The following is a 16,298-nucleotide window of genomic DNA, read 5'->3' on the forward strand; positions in this document are numbered from 1 at the left end:
TGGACGTTTTTTGCCGCATCGCGTTTTTATCGGAAATTGCCAAGCTGCCAAAGAAAGGCGGAGCGGAGGATGGGAATGTGGGCCTTGGAGCGTAGCGTGCGCCTTTGAACTCGTGTTCCAACCTTATATCAACTTCATTGGAACACAAGTTCAACGAAGCCGGAGACCCACATTCCCAATCCGCAGCGCAGCCGCACTTTCTTCGGCAGCTGAAATTCCCCCCCCATAATGCAAAAAGCCGCTATCCACTCAAGTTGAGATGGATGCGGCTTCTCGCCCGCTTACTATGTCCAGCCTATAGCTCATTATTCCAGACGGCTCTTCAAGTAGGCAATATCGCTAAGCAGCAGCTGTGCGAATGAGGCGTCAATCTTTTTGCCGGATTGCGCTTGCACTTCGTTCTCCAAATCGTTTAATCCGTTCAGCGCTTGTTTGCTTGATCTTGCACTTGCTCAATATGGTCGGCCTTGGCGAGCAGACTGCTCAGAATTCCCTGATTGGTAATCCATCCGCGGCTGCCCGCCACCTGCAGCTCTTCGCGCAAATGCGGAATATCCATCATTACCCGCAGTACATAGCGCTGCGTCGTAACGTTCCCCGCGTAGTCGGCTGCCGTTACGACGAGCGAATGATCGCCGAGCGACAGCGCTAACGGTTCAGCCGTGACAGGCTGGTTGACGGAGGCGCCGTCCAGCGTCACCTCCGCATGGGCGACGCCGCTGAGCGCGTCCGTGATCGCAAACGGAATGTTCACCGGATCCGGATGATACACCGTGATCGTGACCGTTGACTGCCCCGCGGCTGCCGTTGTCGCTGCCGACGTAGCGACAGCCGGAGGCGTTTCGTCGATCTTGACCTCGGCCGATTTCGTTTGTTCGCGGTTGCCGGCGGCATCGACGCTGTAATAGCGGATCGTGTGGATCCCTTCGTCGCTCAGGACGATCGTATTTCCTTGCACAAAATCGGTGTTGTCCACACTGTAGTATGTGGCCGCGACGCCGCTGCCTATATCGGTTGCCGTCAGGTGCACCGTCTGCGCCGTATTGTGCCAATCCGGATTGGCATCGTCCGTTGTAACCGGCGGGGTCGTATCCTTAAATGTAACGACGTGCGTCTTTCCGTATGAACCGGCTACATTGACCGTGACTTGTATCGTCGGCGACGTCTGTACTACTTCCACTGTGCTGTCCCGGCTTTCCACCGATAGTCCGGATCGCGCCAATTCGACCGTTACCTGGCTCTGCGTTTGCGTCGGGTCGGAAACCGCAAGCTCCAGCTCGCCGTTTTGCTCCTTGACCATGACGGAAGCCGGATTGCGCGCGGTAATGAAGTCGGCAGTTCCAGGATTCCAGAAGTTCGCCGCCGTAATGCCGTGCGACTTCTCCTTTACGGCCTGCACATCCGGCGTATTGCCGAGAATGGCGACGTTAGGATTGCCGGCGTAATTCGCGGTCGCCGCCGCGTCCTTGTTCGGCAGCACGACATACGCGTAGGAAGCGCCCGCAGGGCTTACGCCGTGCTCGAAAGCGAGACTCAAATAATTTCTCGTAATCGGGGCCGCGGAACCTCCCGTATTGATGTCTTTCCAAGCGCCTGTCCTTGCCTCGCGCAAACCGTAAATGGTCGCGCCCTCCGGGAAATAATAGCCTATATCCGAACCCGGCACATTGCCTTCGAGATTCGCCCACTTGACATTGCTCATCGTTTCCGACCAGCCGGGCTGCGACGGTTTGGCTTCCCCGCCCACCGTCAACAGGTTATCCCCATTGCCGTTTAACTTCCTGTTGTCGACAATCGTCTCCACGCTGCGGTTGTCCTGGCTTGAGATGCCGGTCCCCAATGCGACGATTTCGCCGTCGAACATGAACCATGACTTTTTGCCTTGCAGGCTGCTGCCGGTCGTTTTGCTCAGAGAGAAATCCATTCCTGCCGCGCCGTAAAGGCCATCCAGGGACGAACCCCCTACCCATGTCCGCGGATTCATGTACGACGCCCAGTCCTTCAGCGTTCCTGTCGAGCCGTCCGTTGTCGTGCCGGGCAGCCGCGAGCTGTCCACCGTCGGCCAATAATTGTCGCTGAACTGGGTCAGATCGTTGTTGTACAAATAGGTCGCGCCGATGCCGGTATACCACCCTTTGGAGTTTTCCCCGTTGCCGTACTCGAATGCGGAGATGCGGTTCGAAAACATCCCGATGCCGAACCCGAAGCCCGGACGCAGGTGAACGACCCGGTCCATGGCGGCGAATACTTGATTTTTGGCCGGTTCGCTAGCCGGTGCAATCGCAGCATCGTTCATGAGCGAGCGGATCAGCGTGATATCGTAAATAGGCAAATTCGCGTAATAGTCGGCAAACGTCGTATCCGCCTGAATCCACGCTTTGACCATACTTTTGATTTGCGCCGCCTTGTCGGAAGGAGCTCCTTGAGCCAGGCGCACAAGCGATGCGATAATCGATCTGCCGGCATCGTGATCCTGGGAGTTCGATCGGGAAATCGCCCGGCCTCTGGCCATATCCATCATAGCTCCCTTGTAGAGCAGGGGAGCAAAACCGTTCGTCACCCAATCGTATACGTTGTTCACATTGGGATCCGTTACCGTCCAGAGCGAGCCGCCGAGCAAATATTGCAAATTCGCCATGTCGTTAAGCAGAACGGCACCGTAGCTACCCGTATAGGCAATATTCGTATGCTGGATGAACGAGCCATCCGTGTAAAAGCCGTCTCCGCTTGTCACATAAGGGAAGGCCGGACTCATCCCGTCTCGCCCCTGGCTGATTTTCGCGTTTGTCCGTCCGACGATGCCGCGAACGATGACGACCAGGTCTTTATCGAGCAGATTGGCTCCCGTTTCCGTCACCTTGTTGATCGTCCTGACCTGCGGATCCGGTACAAACCGGTCGATCGCTCTGATATAGCTGCCAAGCTGCGACGGCGTCAACGCATCGTACATCAGCACCATCGCATCGTTCAAAATTTGCGGCGTGCCGATTTCCCAATCCCACCAGTTCCCGTACTCCGTTTTGCCTTCGTTGAACCGGTTGGCGTACATCCAGTCGAGGCCGCTTAAAATGTCATTTTTCAACGATTCGTTACGGTACAGGCTCGAACCGTCGATTGCGTAAGCGAGCGCCATCGTCCTCAATCGGCCGTAGGCGGTGCTGATCTGGGCCGAATCCGATGTGCTGGCCAAGTCGCTCCACAAATACGTGCTTGTCGCCGATTTGTTCATCGTATCCCAGAAGCCGGTTTGATTCGCATTGGTGACGCTGTTAACCAGGTTGGACAAATAGGCGGAAATGCCCGGATCAGAACGGTCGAACGCGCCGCCGGTCAACTTGTCGAACCATTTTAGCCGAAGCGCATCGTATTGCTGAAAATTGGATTCCGGCTCAACGCTGATCTGGCTGGATGCGGAATGCAGTCCGTCCGGCGTTTGTGCGGTAATGGTCGCCACCCCCAAGCTTTGACCTGTTACGTTGCCGCTATTGTCTACTGTCGCGACATCCGGGTTGGAAGAAGACCAGACCAAAGTTTGGGCCGGCGTGTTCGCGGGATCATAGACGGGAGTGAGCTTCGCCGTCTTTCCCGGCAGCAAAGTAACGAAGGCTTGATCCAGCGTCAGGTTGAACCAGGGCATCAGTGATACATCGTCGAACCAGACCGTTCCCGTAAAGCTGTCCGCGTAAGGCTCGACCTTCAACTGGCTGACAGCAGGCGTAGTGCCGCCCGGAACTGTTACGATCATTTCCTTGTAGGTCCAATCGCTCGTTCCGGATACTTTTGCCGTGTTTGGAACGGCTGTGCCCGAAACTTTTACACCGGTACTATCCAAAAATTGCACTCTGACATAGGCGCCTCCTCCCGATGTAGGGACCAGGTTGCTTGTTTTGATCCAGATCCCCAGCTTATAGGTAGAGCCGGGCGCGACCGGAACCGAGGACGTCTCCAGAGCCATTCGGCTTGCTGCCTGCGCATCGACACGGACCGAATTTTGCCCTGTATGGGCTACGGCGTTATCCGCTGTAAAAACGGGAGCCCCGGCCGCTTTCCACGGGGACGTCCAGGCTACCGGCGCCACATTGTTCGTCCATCCGCTTGCCGTCGTGACGGACTCAAATCCGGCGTTCTGCAGCAGATTTCCTTGCTGCGCCGGACCTCCGGCCGCTTGGGCCACGCCTTCGAAACCCGGAGCAAATAAGGGCAGCAAACTGAAAAGCAGGCAAATTACCATAAGTATGCTCAGTCTTTTCTTCATGTTTTTCACTCCTTTCGCTTTGTAAACGCTGTCAAACCTTTTTTAAACATAAGTTGATTTCGTATCGTAGTAAATCGCCGATTTTTTCCGGCATCTTGATAATTTGCCATTCGTGGCTTAATGACGAGGCGATTAAGTTTAATTTTAAGACCAAAAATTAGATGCTATAATATTTCCATGTGAAAGAAAATATATATATCAAATAGGGGTCTCAAATGCGCATTTTATCGCTGGCAGCAAGAGCTATATTACTTCTAAAATCAAGTCCTTGCTAACCGAGCACGATGAGATGCAATTACTAAAACCGTACATAAAAAAATAAATGCTTTTTTCCAACAATTTTAGTTCAAATCAGAAAAGCGACCATGCAATGGTCGCTTTTCTGCACCGCAATTACTGAGCGCCTACTACCGGATGAGGCACATACGGCTCTTCCAGCGCCGCAATTTCTTCGGGTGTTAACGCAATCGATAGAGCGGCTGCCGCATCTTCGAGATGAGACATTTTCGTAGCACCAATAATAGGAGCTGTGACCGGTTCCTTCTGCAGCAACCAGGCAAGTGCGATTTGAACGCGGGGAACGCCGCGTTTTTCAGCGATGGCCGCAACTTGCTCCACGATGGCCCGATCGGTATTTGCAGTCGCGTCGTATTTAGCTTTTGCCACTTGATCGGTTTCGGAACGATGCGTGGTTTCCTGCCAATCTCGAGTCAATCTTCCGCCTGCAAGCGGACTATATGGAATCACACCGATTTTTTCCGACTTACAAAGCGGCAGCATCTCCCTCTCTTCTTCACGGTATATGAGGTTCAAATGATTCTGCATCGATACAAACCGGGTCCATCCATGTTTTTCGGCTACATGTAACGCCTTCAGAAACTGCCATGCATACATGGCGGAAGCACCGATATATCGTGCCTTCCCGGCCTTCACAATATCATGCAGTGCTTCCATCGTCTCTTCGATGGGAGTATTGTAGTCCCAGCGGTGAATTTGATACAGATCCACATAATCGGTTCCCAGTCTCTTTAGGCTCTTATCAATTTCACTCATGATTGCCTTCCGGGAAAGTCCGGCGCCATTCGGACCTTCATGCATACGGAAATAAACCTTCGTCGCGAGGACTATTTCATCTCGATTGGCATAATCCTTTAAAGCTCGTCCAACAATTTCTTCGCTTGTTCCGTCTGAATATACGTTCGCCGTATCAAAAAAAATTGATGCCTAGCTCCAGGGCTTTTTTGATAATGGGACGCTGCGTTCTTCATCAAGTACCCATGGATGAATCCACCGCTCCGCTACGCCAAAGCCCATACAGCCAAGACAAAGCCGGGATACATCCAGGCCGGTATTGCCAAGTTTCACATATTCCATTTGATCGTTCCTCACTTTCCAATCGTTATATTTCCAAATCGTCTTCGTAAGCGAGGGAAGCGGACAGGTCGCGGTAAGCGTTGATCTGCTGCCGGAATTCGGCGATCTTCCGCTCCGCTTCGCCAATTGCGTCGGCACCGGCTACCCAGCGCAGCGGCGGCTCCTCCTCGCTCGCAATCGTGATCAGCGCCTTGGCGAGCATGGCAGGGTCTCCGGACTGCTTTCCGTTCATTCCCTCCCACCAAGGCCGAAGCCCGGCATTACGCTCGGCGTAGTCCTCGACGAACCCTTCCGCGTACGTCGAAGACTCCGGCTCCAGCAATTTGGTGCGGAAAAAGCCCGGCTCGACGATGGTAGTTTTGATTCCAAACGGAGTGACTTCGAAATGCAGCGACTCCATCCAGCCCTCGAGGCCGAACTTTGAAGCGGCATAGGCGGAACAGAACTCATACCCGACAAAGCCGGCGGTCGAGGAAATCGAAATAATGTGACCGGAACGCGCCTTGCGCATCACGGGCAGCACAGCACGGGTGACGTTCATCGGGCCGATGAGATTGGTGGCGAGTTGACCCTCGATCTGCTTCGGGGTTAGCTCTTCAAAGAAGCCGAGATAACAGTTGGCGGCGTTGTTTACGAGCACGTCGATCGTTCCGAACCGGCCTACCGCCTCCTTTACGGCAGCCTCGGCGTCGGCAGGGCTCGTAATGTCCAGTTTCACGATCAGCAAATTTTCGGCTTCACCTACGGCTTTGGCTACCGCTTCGGTGTTTCGGCCTGTTGCGACGACCCGGTAGCCAGCGGCCAAGGCGGCTTTGGCAATGTCCACGCCCATGCCCCGCCCGGCACCAGTGATAAACCAAACTTTCTTGTCAGACATATTCCATACCTCCTATGTTGTTACGCTTTATCTGAGAACACTTCTTTTGCAACCATAATGGCAGACATCGATTTCGGCCATCCGGCGTAAAAAGCAAGATGGGTAATGGCTTCAACAAGCTCATTTTCCGTAAGACCGTTTTCTTTTGCTTTATTTAAATGAAATTTCAGTTGCTCTGTATTTCCGCCAGTTAGCAAGCTAGCCACGGTAATTAAACTGCGGTCACGAGGAGAAAGCTCTTTACGCTCCCACACATCTCCAAATAAAACATCATCCGTTAATGCGACAAGTTTTGGGGCAAAATCCCCTATCATTTTCTGCGTTCCGGTAAGTTCTTTTGAATTTGACATAACATTACCTCCTCTATTTTACGATTATTAAGGTCGTTAAAAAATCAATATCGATCGATTAATCAACATATGTCTGTAATTATAAAAAGAAACGGGCTGCTTTCAATGGTTAAATGAACGCGATTCGTTTATTATTCAACAAACCGTACTAAGGTGTTAATTATTATTTTCGCCGTAAGCGTTAAAGCAGAGGTTACCGTTGTGGCAAACTTATGCATTGACTCTCACAGAACCTTGTGCTGTTGTGAATTTGGTATGGAGGCAAGGGAAATCGAAACCCTGTCCTAAATTTTCGGTTTGGATGGTGTCACCTCATCTCGGTCAATTGCATCCTTATTTTGACATTTTGGAGATCGTAGGTTAGGATAGTAATAAAATGAGTTAGTTATTCAACCAACTTACTATTAGGGGAGGAAACATGGCAAAACCAAATGTGGTTACGAAACCAGAGCTTTTAAAAGCCGCTCAACAATGCCTGGCAGAACGAGGAATTGAAAAGACGACTTTAAAGGCTGTGGCCGAGCAAGCGAATGTCAGTCAAGGGACCGTTTTTTATCATTTTCGAACGAAAGAACAGTTAATGATTGAACTGGTTCAAAGCTTATGCGATTCCTCGTGGCAATCTTTGCAGAAAAACCATGCACGCATAGAGGAAGCGTTGTTATCCGCTCAAGAAAGGTGCAGTTACAACTCCACGTATCACCGATTGTTTTTCGCATCGTTGGCTGCAAGCCTTCAATCTGAACCAAATCGTCAACAATTAGGCTCTATGATTCGGCAAGAAAACAAGCACCTGACCGAACTTCTTGCTTCGCGATGGGGATCGTCGCCCGTTGATCTTATAAGCTTGGATCATTGGGGCATTCTGATGAACGCATTAATCGATGGCTTAGCGGTTCAAGCTTTATTGGACGAAGAGTTTCCTAAAGAAGCCGTATTTGATGCATTGCGGGCTCTGTTCGATTTTATTTCAAATGGGGTGGACAAATGAAAGCAGGACTGACGATCCGTCAGCGTAACGGCCTTTTTCTATTATGGGGATTCTTCCTGTGGCTCATGGCGACAGTGATCTTTCACTTTTTCGGAGCATGGCTGATCGATGCGGAGAAACAGATGAAAACGGCTATAACGTTTATAATCTCTGCGCCGGTCATTTATGTGTGTACTGTGCCCTTGTATGGCATGTTTAACATTGTTCCTTCAGAACGATTCCGTTCCGCCGCTTTCCTAGCCTTACCAGGCATGCTCCTCGATATATTATCCCTCGCCTTCCATAACTTCGCGTTTCCGGCTATATCTGACGAAAGCACTACATTATTGGCCGCATGGCTATTGTGGGCATACAGCTTAATCTTGCTGACGGCAATGTTCAAGAGGTAAGACTTGCTAGTGATCGCTCGACCACAGACTGGACTCATATCCCTTCAGCCGCTGGCCGATCCTACTGAGCCTTAAAATGCAAAGAACCTCGGACTAGTATCCCAGGTCAGAGGTTCTTTGCATCTTATGGAGGCGCAGCGTTGATAAGCAAATCCACAATTCGCCGACATTTAATGACTACAAATTATTTTTGGAAATATTGAAACATAAACTCCTGGGCAGACTTCAAACTGTTCCTATTCTTAATAAAATTAAAATCTACTTGACTCTGCTCTGTCTTTACAATTTTGAGATCAAATGATACGGGTATCTCATTTTGCCTAAAATAATCATTGATAAAAATTACTTCCGCATAAAACCATCTATACGACTCATTAATAAATGCACAAGTAATATCACATTGTGACCGTTCAAAATAGCTAAAGAAGCTCCCTCGACCTAAATTGGCACCTCTGTCAATAAATTCGCTCATGTCATTACTATCAATTTTTTTGCAGTTTTTCCCACAAGTTCTTTCTAATACTTCAGTCAAGATACTACCTGTTGGTAGATAATTATGACTGATAGTAAATATAATTTCTGTAGCACCATCTTCCAGGTCTCGATGTTCAATAGTTAACTTATCAACACTCAGATGTTTTATCCAGTGAAACACCGATGTGTCCGACATTCTATGGTAATTTCTTTCAAGTACTTCTCTCCTAACCCGTTCTTTTGACACATCACTTAGATCCGCGATCCTAAGAAGTAATGAGAGGAGTTTCAGATGGATTGGATGTTTCCCATCATGCAAATCATCTGAAATATTTATAACCTCAGCTTTTCCCCAACCATGGGCAGCACTTATAACGCCAATATCCCTTCTCTCTGCCACACTAAGAGGCAAATCAGGATAGTCACCCACCAACTCTTTTTCGGAAATGTATGGATGTTCAACTCGAACAATATTCTCCCGAACACGCTCAACATTACCAAAAATTTCATAAATCTGCTGTAGTTCTAAATCAACAGATCCGGGATTCCTCGCAACAGCCACTTGAAGAATCTGACGGATTTCGTTTTGTAAGTGTTGAATATCCATCTTGTTGGTGTCATGTAGTCTATGTTTAGTTGGTTCAGAAAGCATTCCAAAGTCATGCAAAAAGCAAGCAGAAAATAAACGAAATGCTTCTTTGCTATTTAGATAAATTGAAAACCCAGATCTTTCGAAGATCTCATGTAATCTGTATACAAGGTAACGTGCATGTTCATGATTATGTAAGGTAAAAAAGTAACATTCTTTGGAGCCATTTTTCCAACTTCCTTCTACGAAATTGGCGATTAAAATAAAATTGTCTCTATGTTCTAAATCAGTTACATAATGCTTCACTATATGATCAAGTTTAATTTGTTCAAAATCTACAATAGTCTTGGATTCCATATCACAAAGAACTTTATCCATTTGTTGAAGAAAAATCGTTACGGAAAATTTATTAGAAAAAAGATAATTAAGTATTCGATATTGCCAATGATACAACAATGGTGATTGTGAAGAAGTCCATGACTTTTTAAAAACATTTATTCCTTTTGAAAGATCGATATTAAAAAGAACTTGAAACAAAGAAACAAATGACTTTTTCCATAAGATAGATGGAGTCTTATCAAAAAGATAGTCTAACTGCCAAGCAGGATTACCGAGCAAATAAATGTGACCAGTTTTCATATCGAACCAAATATGATCAGGATCAACTACGCTAGATGGCACTCTTTGATCTTCCATAATTATCTGAACTTTCAACCATGAAACTAAAGATTTTAGTAGACTTTTAATTAAGTCATCATAATGCCAAGATACATCTTTTAAAGAATCTAACGTACCTGTGTATTGTACTCTCCAATTACCTTTATCAAATCTAAAAAGCCTATATTTAATCGTCTTTAAGTCCTCGTCCTCTAAATATCTTATAGGGTCTCCAACAACAATTTTCCTAGATTCAAAAATTAATTCTTCATTGTTTTGAATTAATCTTGGCTGAAATACATGTCTTTTATATAGGTTTGGTACTTCATCAATCAGTCCTTTTTTGTAACACAAAGAGTGCAACTCATTATCTTTCGTCTTAGTGGTCAAATCCTTTAATATTGGGATGTGCGGAATCCAGTTTTTATGAATAGATGAAAGTATCGCTTTTAGATACACCTTTTCCATATTCTCCGTAATTAAACGAGTAAAGTTCTCCGTAATTTCTTCATTAGACAGACGTAATTCAGAAGGGGAACACTTGAACAGATATTTGTAAGCTAAAAATTTCACATAACTAAAAGATTGAGCTTCTTCGGAGAAAATGACAGTTCTCAGCTTTGAAAGAAAAGCCCGTTTCATCGCAGGAGCCTCTGCTTTTATATATAGAATATGCCAAACGGCGACAATATTTCCTTTTAAATAATCACCAGAAAATGTTTTTTCAAGTTGTTCATACCAGCCATCATTTGAATTAATAAGTTTAACTAAACGGTAATCAACAAACTTCTCCAATTTTTCTGTCAGCTTATTTTTTTGACTCTCTTCTTCAGAGTATATTTCGTTAAGTTCATTAAATAGTTTTCTTAACCGCTCCTTCATTTCTTCCAAACCTTCAGATGAAAGAACAACTTCGTCTCTGATCGCTCTACCTAGGTTAGATGCCTTACTCATAAGCTTAGCTTCATGTTCTTTATGTTGAGTGATATTTGCAATGGTGGTCTTACTCTCATTTAAAGAGATTCTCTTTTTATCCATATATTTTTTAAGCTCAAAAAAATTGAATTTGCTATTTCTGTGGAATACTCAGAGTAAATACGCAAATCATCAACATAACCAAAGCAAGTAATGCGAGGATACTCTTGTTTAACGTCATTGAAACAATCCCTTATATAAAATAAGGCAAAGAGGGGAGAATGTAACGGTCCTTGAGGTAATCCAACTTTGAATTGATTTTCATCAATTTCAAAATAAATATCTAAAATCTTCTCAATCCACAAAAGGATAATAGCTGAGTCTTCGTAAGATGAGAAATAAGGTATTAATTCAGATAGTAGGAGTTGATGATTTACGGTAGGATAGAATTTTTCAATATCAGTTTCTATTACCGAGAGGTATCTCCTGTTTTCAATAATTTCAAGCTCATTTTTGACGAATTTTGCGTATCCCGTTCTCCAATTTTGGTAGAAGTAAGGGGAATCAGTTCTACTTACGATTTTATAACCGTAGTTCCATGTTGGCATTAAACTCTTTAATTGTTCAGCAATAATATTTACCACGCATTGAATGATCACAGAGTCAAAGAAGTTAATTCTTATCAAAGTTCTCTTCCCGTATTCACCTGTTTCGGAGGAATACTTAGGTTTATGCAATTGCTCAACTGTATTAAAATTGTATTTCTGGGGCGACTGTAAAATTTGTTGAATATCTTCGTATACTTTTGGGATTGAATCATGGAATAACTCTTGTTCGGCTTCGATCAACAGTTCTTTATTCATAGACTCGTTGATAACCCTGAGGTAAGCCAAGTGAATATTCTTAGGATCTATAACTCTATCCATTATTTTCATTTCCCAGGATCCCCCATAATTAAATTAATGATATATTTCGACATAGTATTATATTTACCTTCATAATTTATGAGAGCCTAAAATATAAACGCAAAAATCCACAATCTCATGCGATTGTGGATTTTTCAAATGGAGCCGAGGAGAATCGAACCCCTGTTCGAAAATAACGCCACACAAACTTCTACGGGTGCAGTTCCAGTTTTGATGTCACCCTAGGGGCCCCCATCTTAGTCCCAAATCTTACTTCTTAATATATCCTGCATTTTCCAGAGTAAATTGATTTCTTCTTGTAGTTTTGTCAGGCGCTCTTTTAGAGAGAAATTTTCTTTTTGAATGATCTCCATTTCTCGTCTAATATGTTCTGATTCTTTATTTTCATTTACAGATACCGTTAGCACTTGATCTTTCACATCCTCTTTGCTTTTTGACTCGATTTCGTTTTTCCACTTTTGTGAATAGCGATTTACCATGCTCTTAGATATCTTTTTCTTTACAGCAATTTCCTCATTTGATAAGCCCGATTGTTTTAATTTTGTATACTCTGCTTTTGTTAAAAGTGGAGCGTTCTTCTGAGTTAATTTGGTCAATTCAGCTTCCTCACTTTCATTATACTTATGTTGGTAGTAAGATTCATGTTTCATAATGAGTGATTTTTCTATAGATTCTATTTCTGCTAATTGTAACCCAGTTACTTTTTTAATTTCATTGAACTTATACCCTTCCATTTTAAGAAAAAGAAGCTCTTTTTCATTTTGGGTAAGTGTCTCCAGAAAGTCAGAAATAATAGCATCATTGTAATCATCCATGTTGCTGGGGACAATATCTCCCAACTCAAGGTTTCCTTCTTCTGTATTTAGACGTACTACTTTTCGTTGTAGTGAAGCTACATTTCTATCTCTCAAAAAACTTTTTGCCATTATTGCCATTTTTCTTGAACACCCTAAAATAGCTGCTATGTCATCTGAGCTTTTTCCCCAAAGATCGAGTTTTCTTATCTTCATTGCTAATTGATTTATTTTATTGCTCGGACGTATGATATTTGTAGATTTTTTAATATAATCCTTCATCTGACCAAAAACAAAATATTCAGCATACGTCCAGAACTTAACATCGTATTTTGTGGGATCATAGTTTCTATAAGCATATAAGAGCCCCTCGCACCCTTGCTGAACCAAATCCTCATGAAAATATTTATAATTGCGTTTGTACTTGATAAATCTTACGGCGGCTTTTTTAATATACTGTTTCCGCTAATACGTAATGTCCAAAAACTGACGGTAATGGTTGTCCGAATCCTGACCGATATAATGACCAGAACATCAATCCAGGGAAAGGAAAAGACGCCTCCATTTAGATGTGGAGCTGTTCGAGCAGCACCACTGGAGACGTCTTCCCACCACAATATGGTCATTGTATCAGATTTTTCGTTGGTTGAGAAGGAGCCGGATACCGGCGTTTTTTGTTAGGAGTGCGGGACGTGTGCCTTGCCCATGCTGTGAGGGGGATTTAATCGTTGTAGGCAGTCGTCCACGGGCGTGGTACAAGAGTTGTGGGACTCGGGCAAAGCTCATCATTCGCCGCCTTCGTTGTGAGCCGTGCGCGACGATTCATCACGAACTGCCGGATCTGCTCGTACCCTACAGGCGTTACGACGCAGAAAGCATCGAAGGTGTGCTGTCGGAGCCGGTGCGAGAGGACATTGCAGCAGACGAATCCACCATCGCCAGATGGAGAGGCTGGTTTGCTCTCTGGGCACTGTATGCGGTATGCGTCTTGCAATCGATTGCCATTCGTTTTCATCTTCCTGTGGAGAACTCGTCCTGTCCTTCACAGTCCGCACTCCACCACCCTGGACGGTTTGTCGGTAACGCCGCTGGATGGCTGAGAAGATCTGTCCGCCCCATCGCCAATTTAAATCTTTGGATTACAGACCCGTTCTGCCTGTATGTCCGCACCCTTCTGTCATAAACTCATGCTAATCCTGAATAAATGGAGGCATGAGAGATGAAAGATCAGAGAAAAGCAGAGGATGTAGCGGAGCAGCGGTTTACCTTCTTGTCACCGCTGCTCACGTCCGGATTGGATCCGGCCAAGGCCAAGGAGCTTCGAGCAGCGATTTGCTCTCAGACGGGACTGTCGGAGCGTACCTTGCGTCGGTACTTAGCGAAGCACAGGACGGAGGGCTTCAGCGGACTAAAGCCGAAAGCCAAAGGCAGAAAGCTTGGCCCGGATGCCATTTCTGCGGAACTGCTGGAAGAAGCCATTCTCCTGCGTCGGGAAGTCCCGGGCCGCAGCGTCAGCCAGATCATTCAGATTTTGGAATGGGATCAGAAGGTGACACCGGGGAAGCTCAAACGCAGTACCCTGCAAGAACAACTGACCCAGCGCGGCTACAGTTCCCGGCAGATGCGGATGTACGCTAGCAGCGGAATCGCCGCCAGGCGGTTCCAAAAGCGCCATCGCAATAGTCTGTGGCAGTCAGATATAAAATTTGGCCCGTTTCTCCCCATTGGACCGGGCGGCACGAACAAGCAAGTGTACCTGGTCCTGTTCGTCGACGACGCCACCCGGTTCGTGCTTCATGGCGCCTTCTACGAGTCGCTGGAGAAGGCCATCGTCGAAGATTGCTTCCGCAAAGCCATCGAGAAATATGGCTTACCAGAAGCGGTTTACTTCGACAACGGCAAGCAATACAAGAACAAATGGATGGGCCGGACTTGTGCCAAACTAGGCATTCGCCTGCTATTTGCAAAGCCGTATTCGCCGGAATCCAAGGGCAAGGTTGAGAGGCTAAACGGCGTAGTACAAGGATTTCTTAATGAAGTTTCACTCGAAAACGTAAAGACGCTAGAACAGCTCAATACCTGGTTTCAGGTATGGCTGAGCGAGTGCCATCAACACAAACCGCATTCCGCTTTGGAAGAGAAAAGCCCCGAAACGGCTTATCGGAGCGACGCGAAACCACTGCGCTTCGTGGAACCGGACATGTTGGCCAGCGCTTTCCTCCACTGTGAGGATCGGAAAGTGGACAAGGCTGGCTGCATCAGTTTCATGGGCAAGAAGTATGAAGTCGGGCTTCTGTTCATCGGACGGACGGTTCAGGTCGCCTACGATCCGGCCGACATCGTGGAAGTGACGATCGAGCATGAAGGGCATACACCATGGAAAGCCCGTGAACTCGTCATCGGGGAACGATCAGGCCGAAGGCCGCAACTTCCGGATCACCTTCAGCCGGAAGCGGCAGACTCCTCCCGTCTGCTTCGCGGCGCTGAGCGCAGACATGCGGAGCGCCATGTTCAGCAGGCACACGCGGTCTCCTACCGGACCGTCCGGAAAGAGGAGGACGGCCATGTTTGAATCGTTTTACGAGCTGAGTCGAACACCGTTTTCACGGGATATGCCGACCGAGGAACTGTATGCGTCCGTCATGCTGGAGGAGACGTTGGGACGGCTCGAATACACCGCCGAGCGCCAGCTCTTTGCTGTCATTACCGGCGACTGCGGTACGGGCAAAACGACAACCATTCGCAGGTTTACCTCGGCGCTGGATGCGGCGAAATATAAGATCTTGTATCTGTCGGATTCGAAGCTGACGCCCCGTCACTTCTACAAGGGGATGCTTGAGCAACTCGGATGCGAATCGAAGTTCTACCGCGGCGATGCCAAGCGGCAATTGCACCGGGAGATTGAGCTCATGCGCGGCATTCACCGCCTGCTACCGGTTGTCATCGTCGACGAAGCCCACCTGTTGGATCGGGAAATGCTCGAGGAAGTACGGTTTCTGCTGAACTTCAAAATGGATGCCCAAAGCCCCATGGCGCTTATTCTGGTCGGTCAAAGCGAACTTTGGGACCGGCTTCGTCTGCAAGCCTACGCCGCCATCCGCCAGCGAATCGATTTGCAGTGCAAGCTGCCGCACTTCGACCGCGCTCAGGCCAGAGAGTATATCGGGCGTCATCTAGCCTACGCCGGCAGCGAGCATGACATCTTCTCAGACGGAGCCGTCGATGAGGTATACCGCTTCTCAAGCGGATCCGCGCGGCTTATCAACAAAGTGTGTACCCACAGCCTGATTTATGGGGCGCAGAATAAGCGGCGGATCATCGACGACCACATGGTGAAGCACGTCATTCAGGGCGAGCTTTCATGACCAGATCGTGGAACAAGATGACGTATGACAAAGACGGGGCGTGCTGGGTGGTATACCTCGGCGGTCGCTCGTATACGCTGCATTGCGGCGAGTGCATAGAAATTCGAATCGGAGACAAGGGAATTCCTTGTAGGATTGAGTTGGATCGCGACTGGTACGTGATCATGCGGGAAGCCAGGTTCAACTTGAGGAAGAAGGAAACTTACCAAGTAGACATCTAACAAGAACGGGAAAGCCATAAATTCGGGCTTTCCCGTCTTCGATGCTCTACGGTCACGATTATCGTCAAATATCGGTCAGCAGACATCGTCAATTTTCGGTCAAAATACGATGTCAGTAACA

At 47.1% G+C, this 16,298-nt stretch carries 12 protein-coding genes and 1 pseudogene; 6 read left to right on the top strand and 7 right to left on the bottom strand.

Translation table 11 applies throughout. The annotated features are described in order from the left end of the window. Positions 1 to 421: 421 nt before the first annotated feature. The 4 genes and pseudogenes from SD70_RS03990 to SD70_RS04005 all read right to left on the bottom strand — a co-directional run bounded on the left by SD70_RS03990 (position 422) and on the right by SD70_RS04005 (position 6,856). Positions 422 to 4,255 (bottom strand): polysaccharide lyase family 8 super-sandwich domain-containing protein, encoded by a 3,834-nt coding sequence (locus SD70_RS03990; RefSeq protein WP_052487029.1) that lies wholly within the window; start codon positions 4,253 to 4,255, stop codon positions 422 to 424. Positions 4,256 to 4,648: 393 nt separating this feature from the next. Then, positions 4,649 to 5,629: pseudogene (locus SD70_RS03995) on the bottom strand (aldo/keto reductase). Between the two features lie 25 nt (positions 5,630 to 5,654). After that, a complete protein-coding gene (locus SD70_RS04000; RefSeq protein WP_041045847.1) occupies positions 5,655 to 6,506 on the bottom strand; it encodes an SDR family NAD(P)-dependent oxidoreductase in 852 nt (283 codons plus the stop codon). 20 nt (positions 6,507 to 6,526) lie between these two features. Then, entirely contained in the window at positions 6,527 to 6,856 is a 330-nt protein-coding gene (locus SD70_RS04005) for a carboxymuconolactone decarboxylase family protein (protein WP_041045849.1), read from the bottom strand. Positions 6,857 to 7,274: 418 nt separating this feature from the next. On the opposite strand from SD70_RS04005, the gene SD70_RS04010 reads away from it, so the two are divergent. Further along, entirely contained in the window at positions 7,275 to 7,847 is a 573-nt protein-coding gene (locus SD70_RS04010) for a TetR/AcrR family transcriptional regulator (protein WP_041045851.1), read from the top strand. After that, positions 7,844 to 8,236, top strand: a complete 393-nt coding sequence (locus SD70_RS04015) for a DUF5367 family protein (RefSeq protein ID WP_052487030.1) — start codon at positions 7,844 to 7,846, stop codon at positions 8,234 to 8,236. Before SD70_RS04010 ends, SD70_RS04015 begins: the two co-directional genes overlap by 4 nt. A 184-nt stretch (positions 8,237 to 8,420) precedes the next feature. Here SD70_RS04015 and SD70_RS04020 read toward each other — a convergent pair whose 3' ends face one another. The 3 genes from SD70_RS04020 to SD70_RS04030 form a co-directional block, all read right to left on the bottom strand. Next, positions 8,421 to 10,994 (bottom strand): HD domain-containing protein, encoded by a 2,574-nt coding sequence (locus SD70_RS04020; RefSeq protein ID WP_156157883.1) that lies wholly within the window; start codon positions 10,992 to 10,994, stop codon positions 8,421 to 8,423. After that, entirely contained in the window at positions 10,970 to 11,806 is an 837-nt protein-coding gene (locus SD70_RS04025) for a reverse transcriptase domain-containing protein (protein ID WP_041045855.1), read from the bottom strand. The genes SD70_RS04020 and SD70_RS04025 overlap by 25 nt, the downstream gene beginning before the upstream one ends. Before the next feature lie 227 nt (positions 11,807 to 12,033). Then, on the bottom strand, positions 12,034 to 13,044 hold the full coding sequence (locus SD70_RS04030; RefSeq protein WP_082053114.1) for a sigma-70 family RNA polymerase sigma factor: 1,011 nt from the start codon (positions 13,042 to 13,044) through the stop codon (positions 12,034 to 12,036). A gap of 241 nt (positions 13,045 to 13,285) precedes the next feature. Here SD70_RS04030 and SD70_RS37580 point away from each other — a divergent pair, with 241 nt between their 5' ends. Genes SD70_RS37580 through SD70_RS04045 form a run of 4 tightly spaced genes read left to right on the top strand, consistent with a single transcriptional unit; the run spans position 13,286 to position 16,177 of the window. Further along, complete coding sequence (locus tag SD70_RS37580) at positions 13,286 to 13,774, top strand: DUF6431 domain-containing protein (RefSeq protein ID WP_231571016.1); 489 nt, start codon at positions 13,286 to 13,288, stop codon at positions 13,772 to 13,774. Positions 13,775 to 13,810: 36 nt separating this feature from the next. After that, entirely contained in the window at positions 13,811 to 15,163 is a 1,353-nt protein-coding gene (locus tag SD70_RS04035) for a DDE-type integrase/transposase/recombinase (RefSeq protein ID WP_041045652.1), read from the top strand. Beyond that, positions 15,156 to 15,956 carry an ExeA family protein gene (locus tag SD70_RS04040; RefSeq protein WP_041045654.1) on the top strand — a complete coding sequence of 267 codons (801 nt, stop codon included), beginning with the start codon at positions 15,156 to 15,158 and terminating at the stop codon, positions 15,954 to 15,956. The genes SD70_RS04035 and SD70_RS04040 overlap by 8 nt, the downstream gene beginning before the upstream one ends. Continuing rightward, on the top strand, positions 15,953 to 16,177 hold the full coding sequence (locus SD70_RS04045; protein ID WP_041045656.1) for a DUF5348 domain-containing protein: 225 nt from the start codon (positions 15,953 to 15,955) through the stop codon (positions 16,175 to 16,177). The genes SD70_RS04040 and SD70_RS04045 overlap by 4 nt, the downstream gene beginning before the upstream one ends. The last annotated feature ends 121 nt before the right edge of the window (positions 16,178 to 16,298 follow it).

The sequence above is a fragment of the Gordoniibacillus kamchatkensis genome (assembly GCF_000829455.1).
GTDB lineage: Bacteria > Bacillota > Bacilli > Paenibacillales > NBRC-103111 > Gordoniibacillus > Gordoniibacillus kamchatkensis.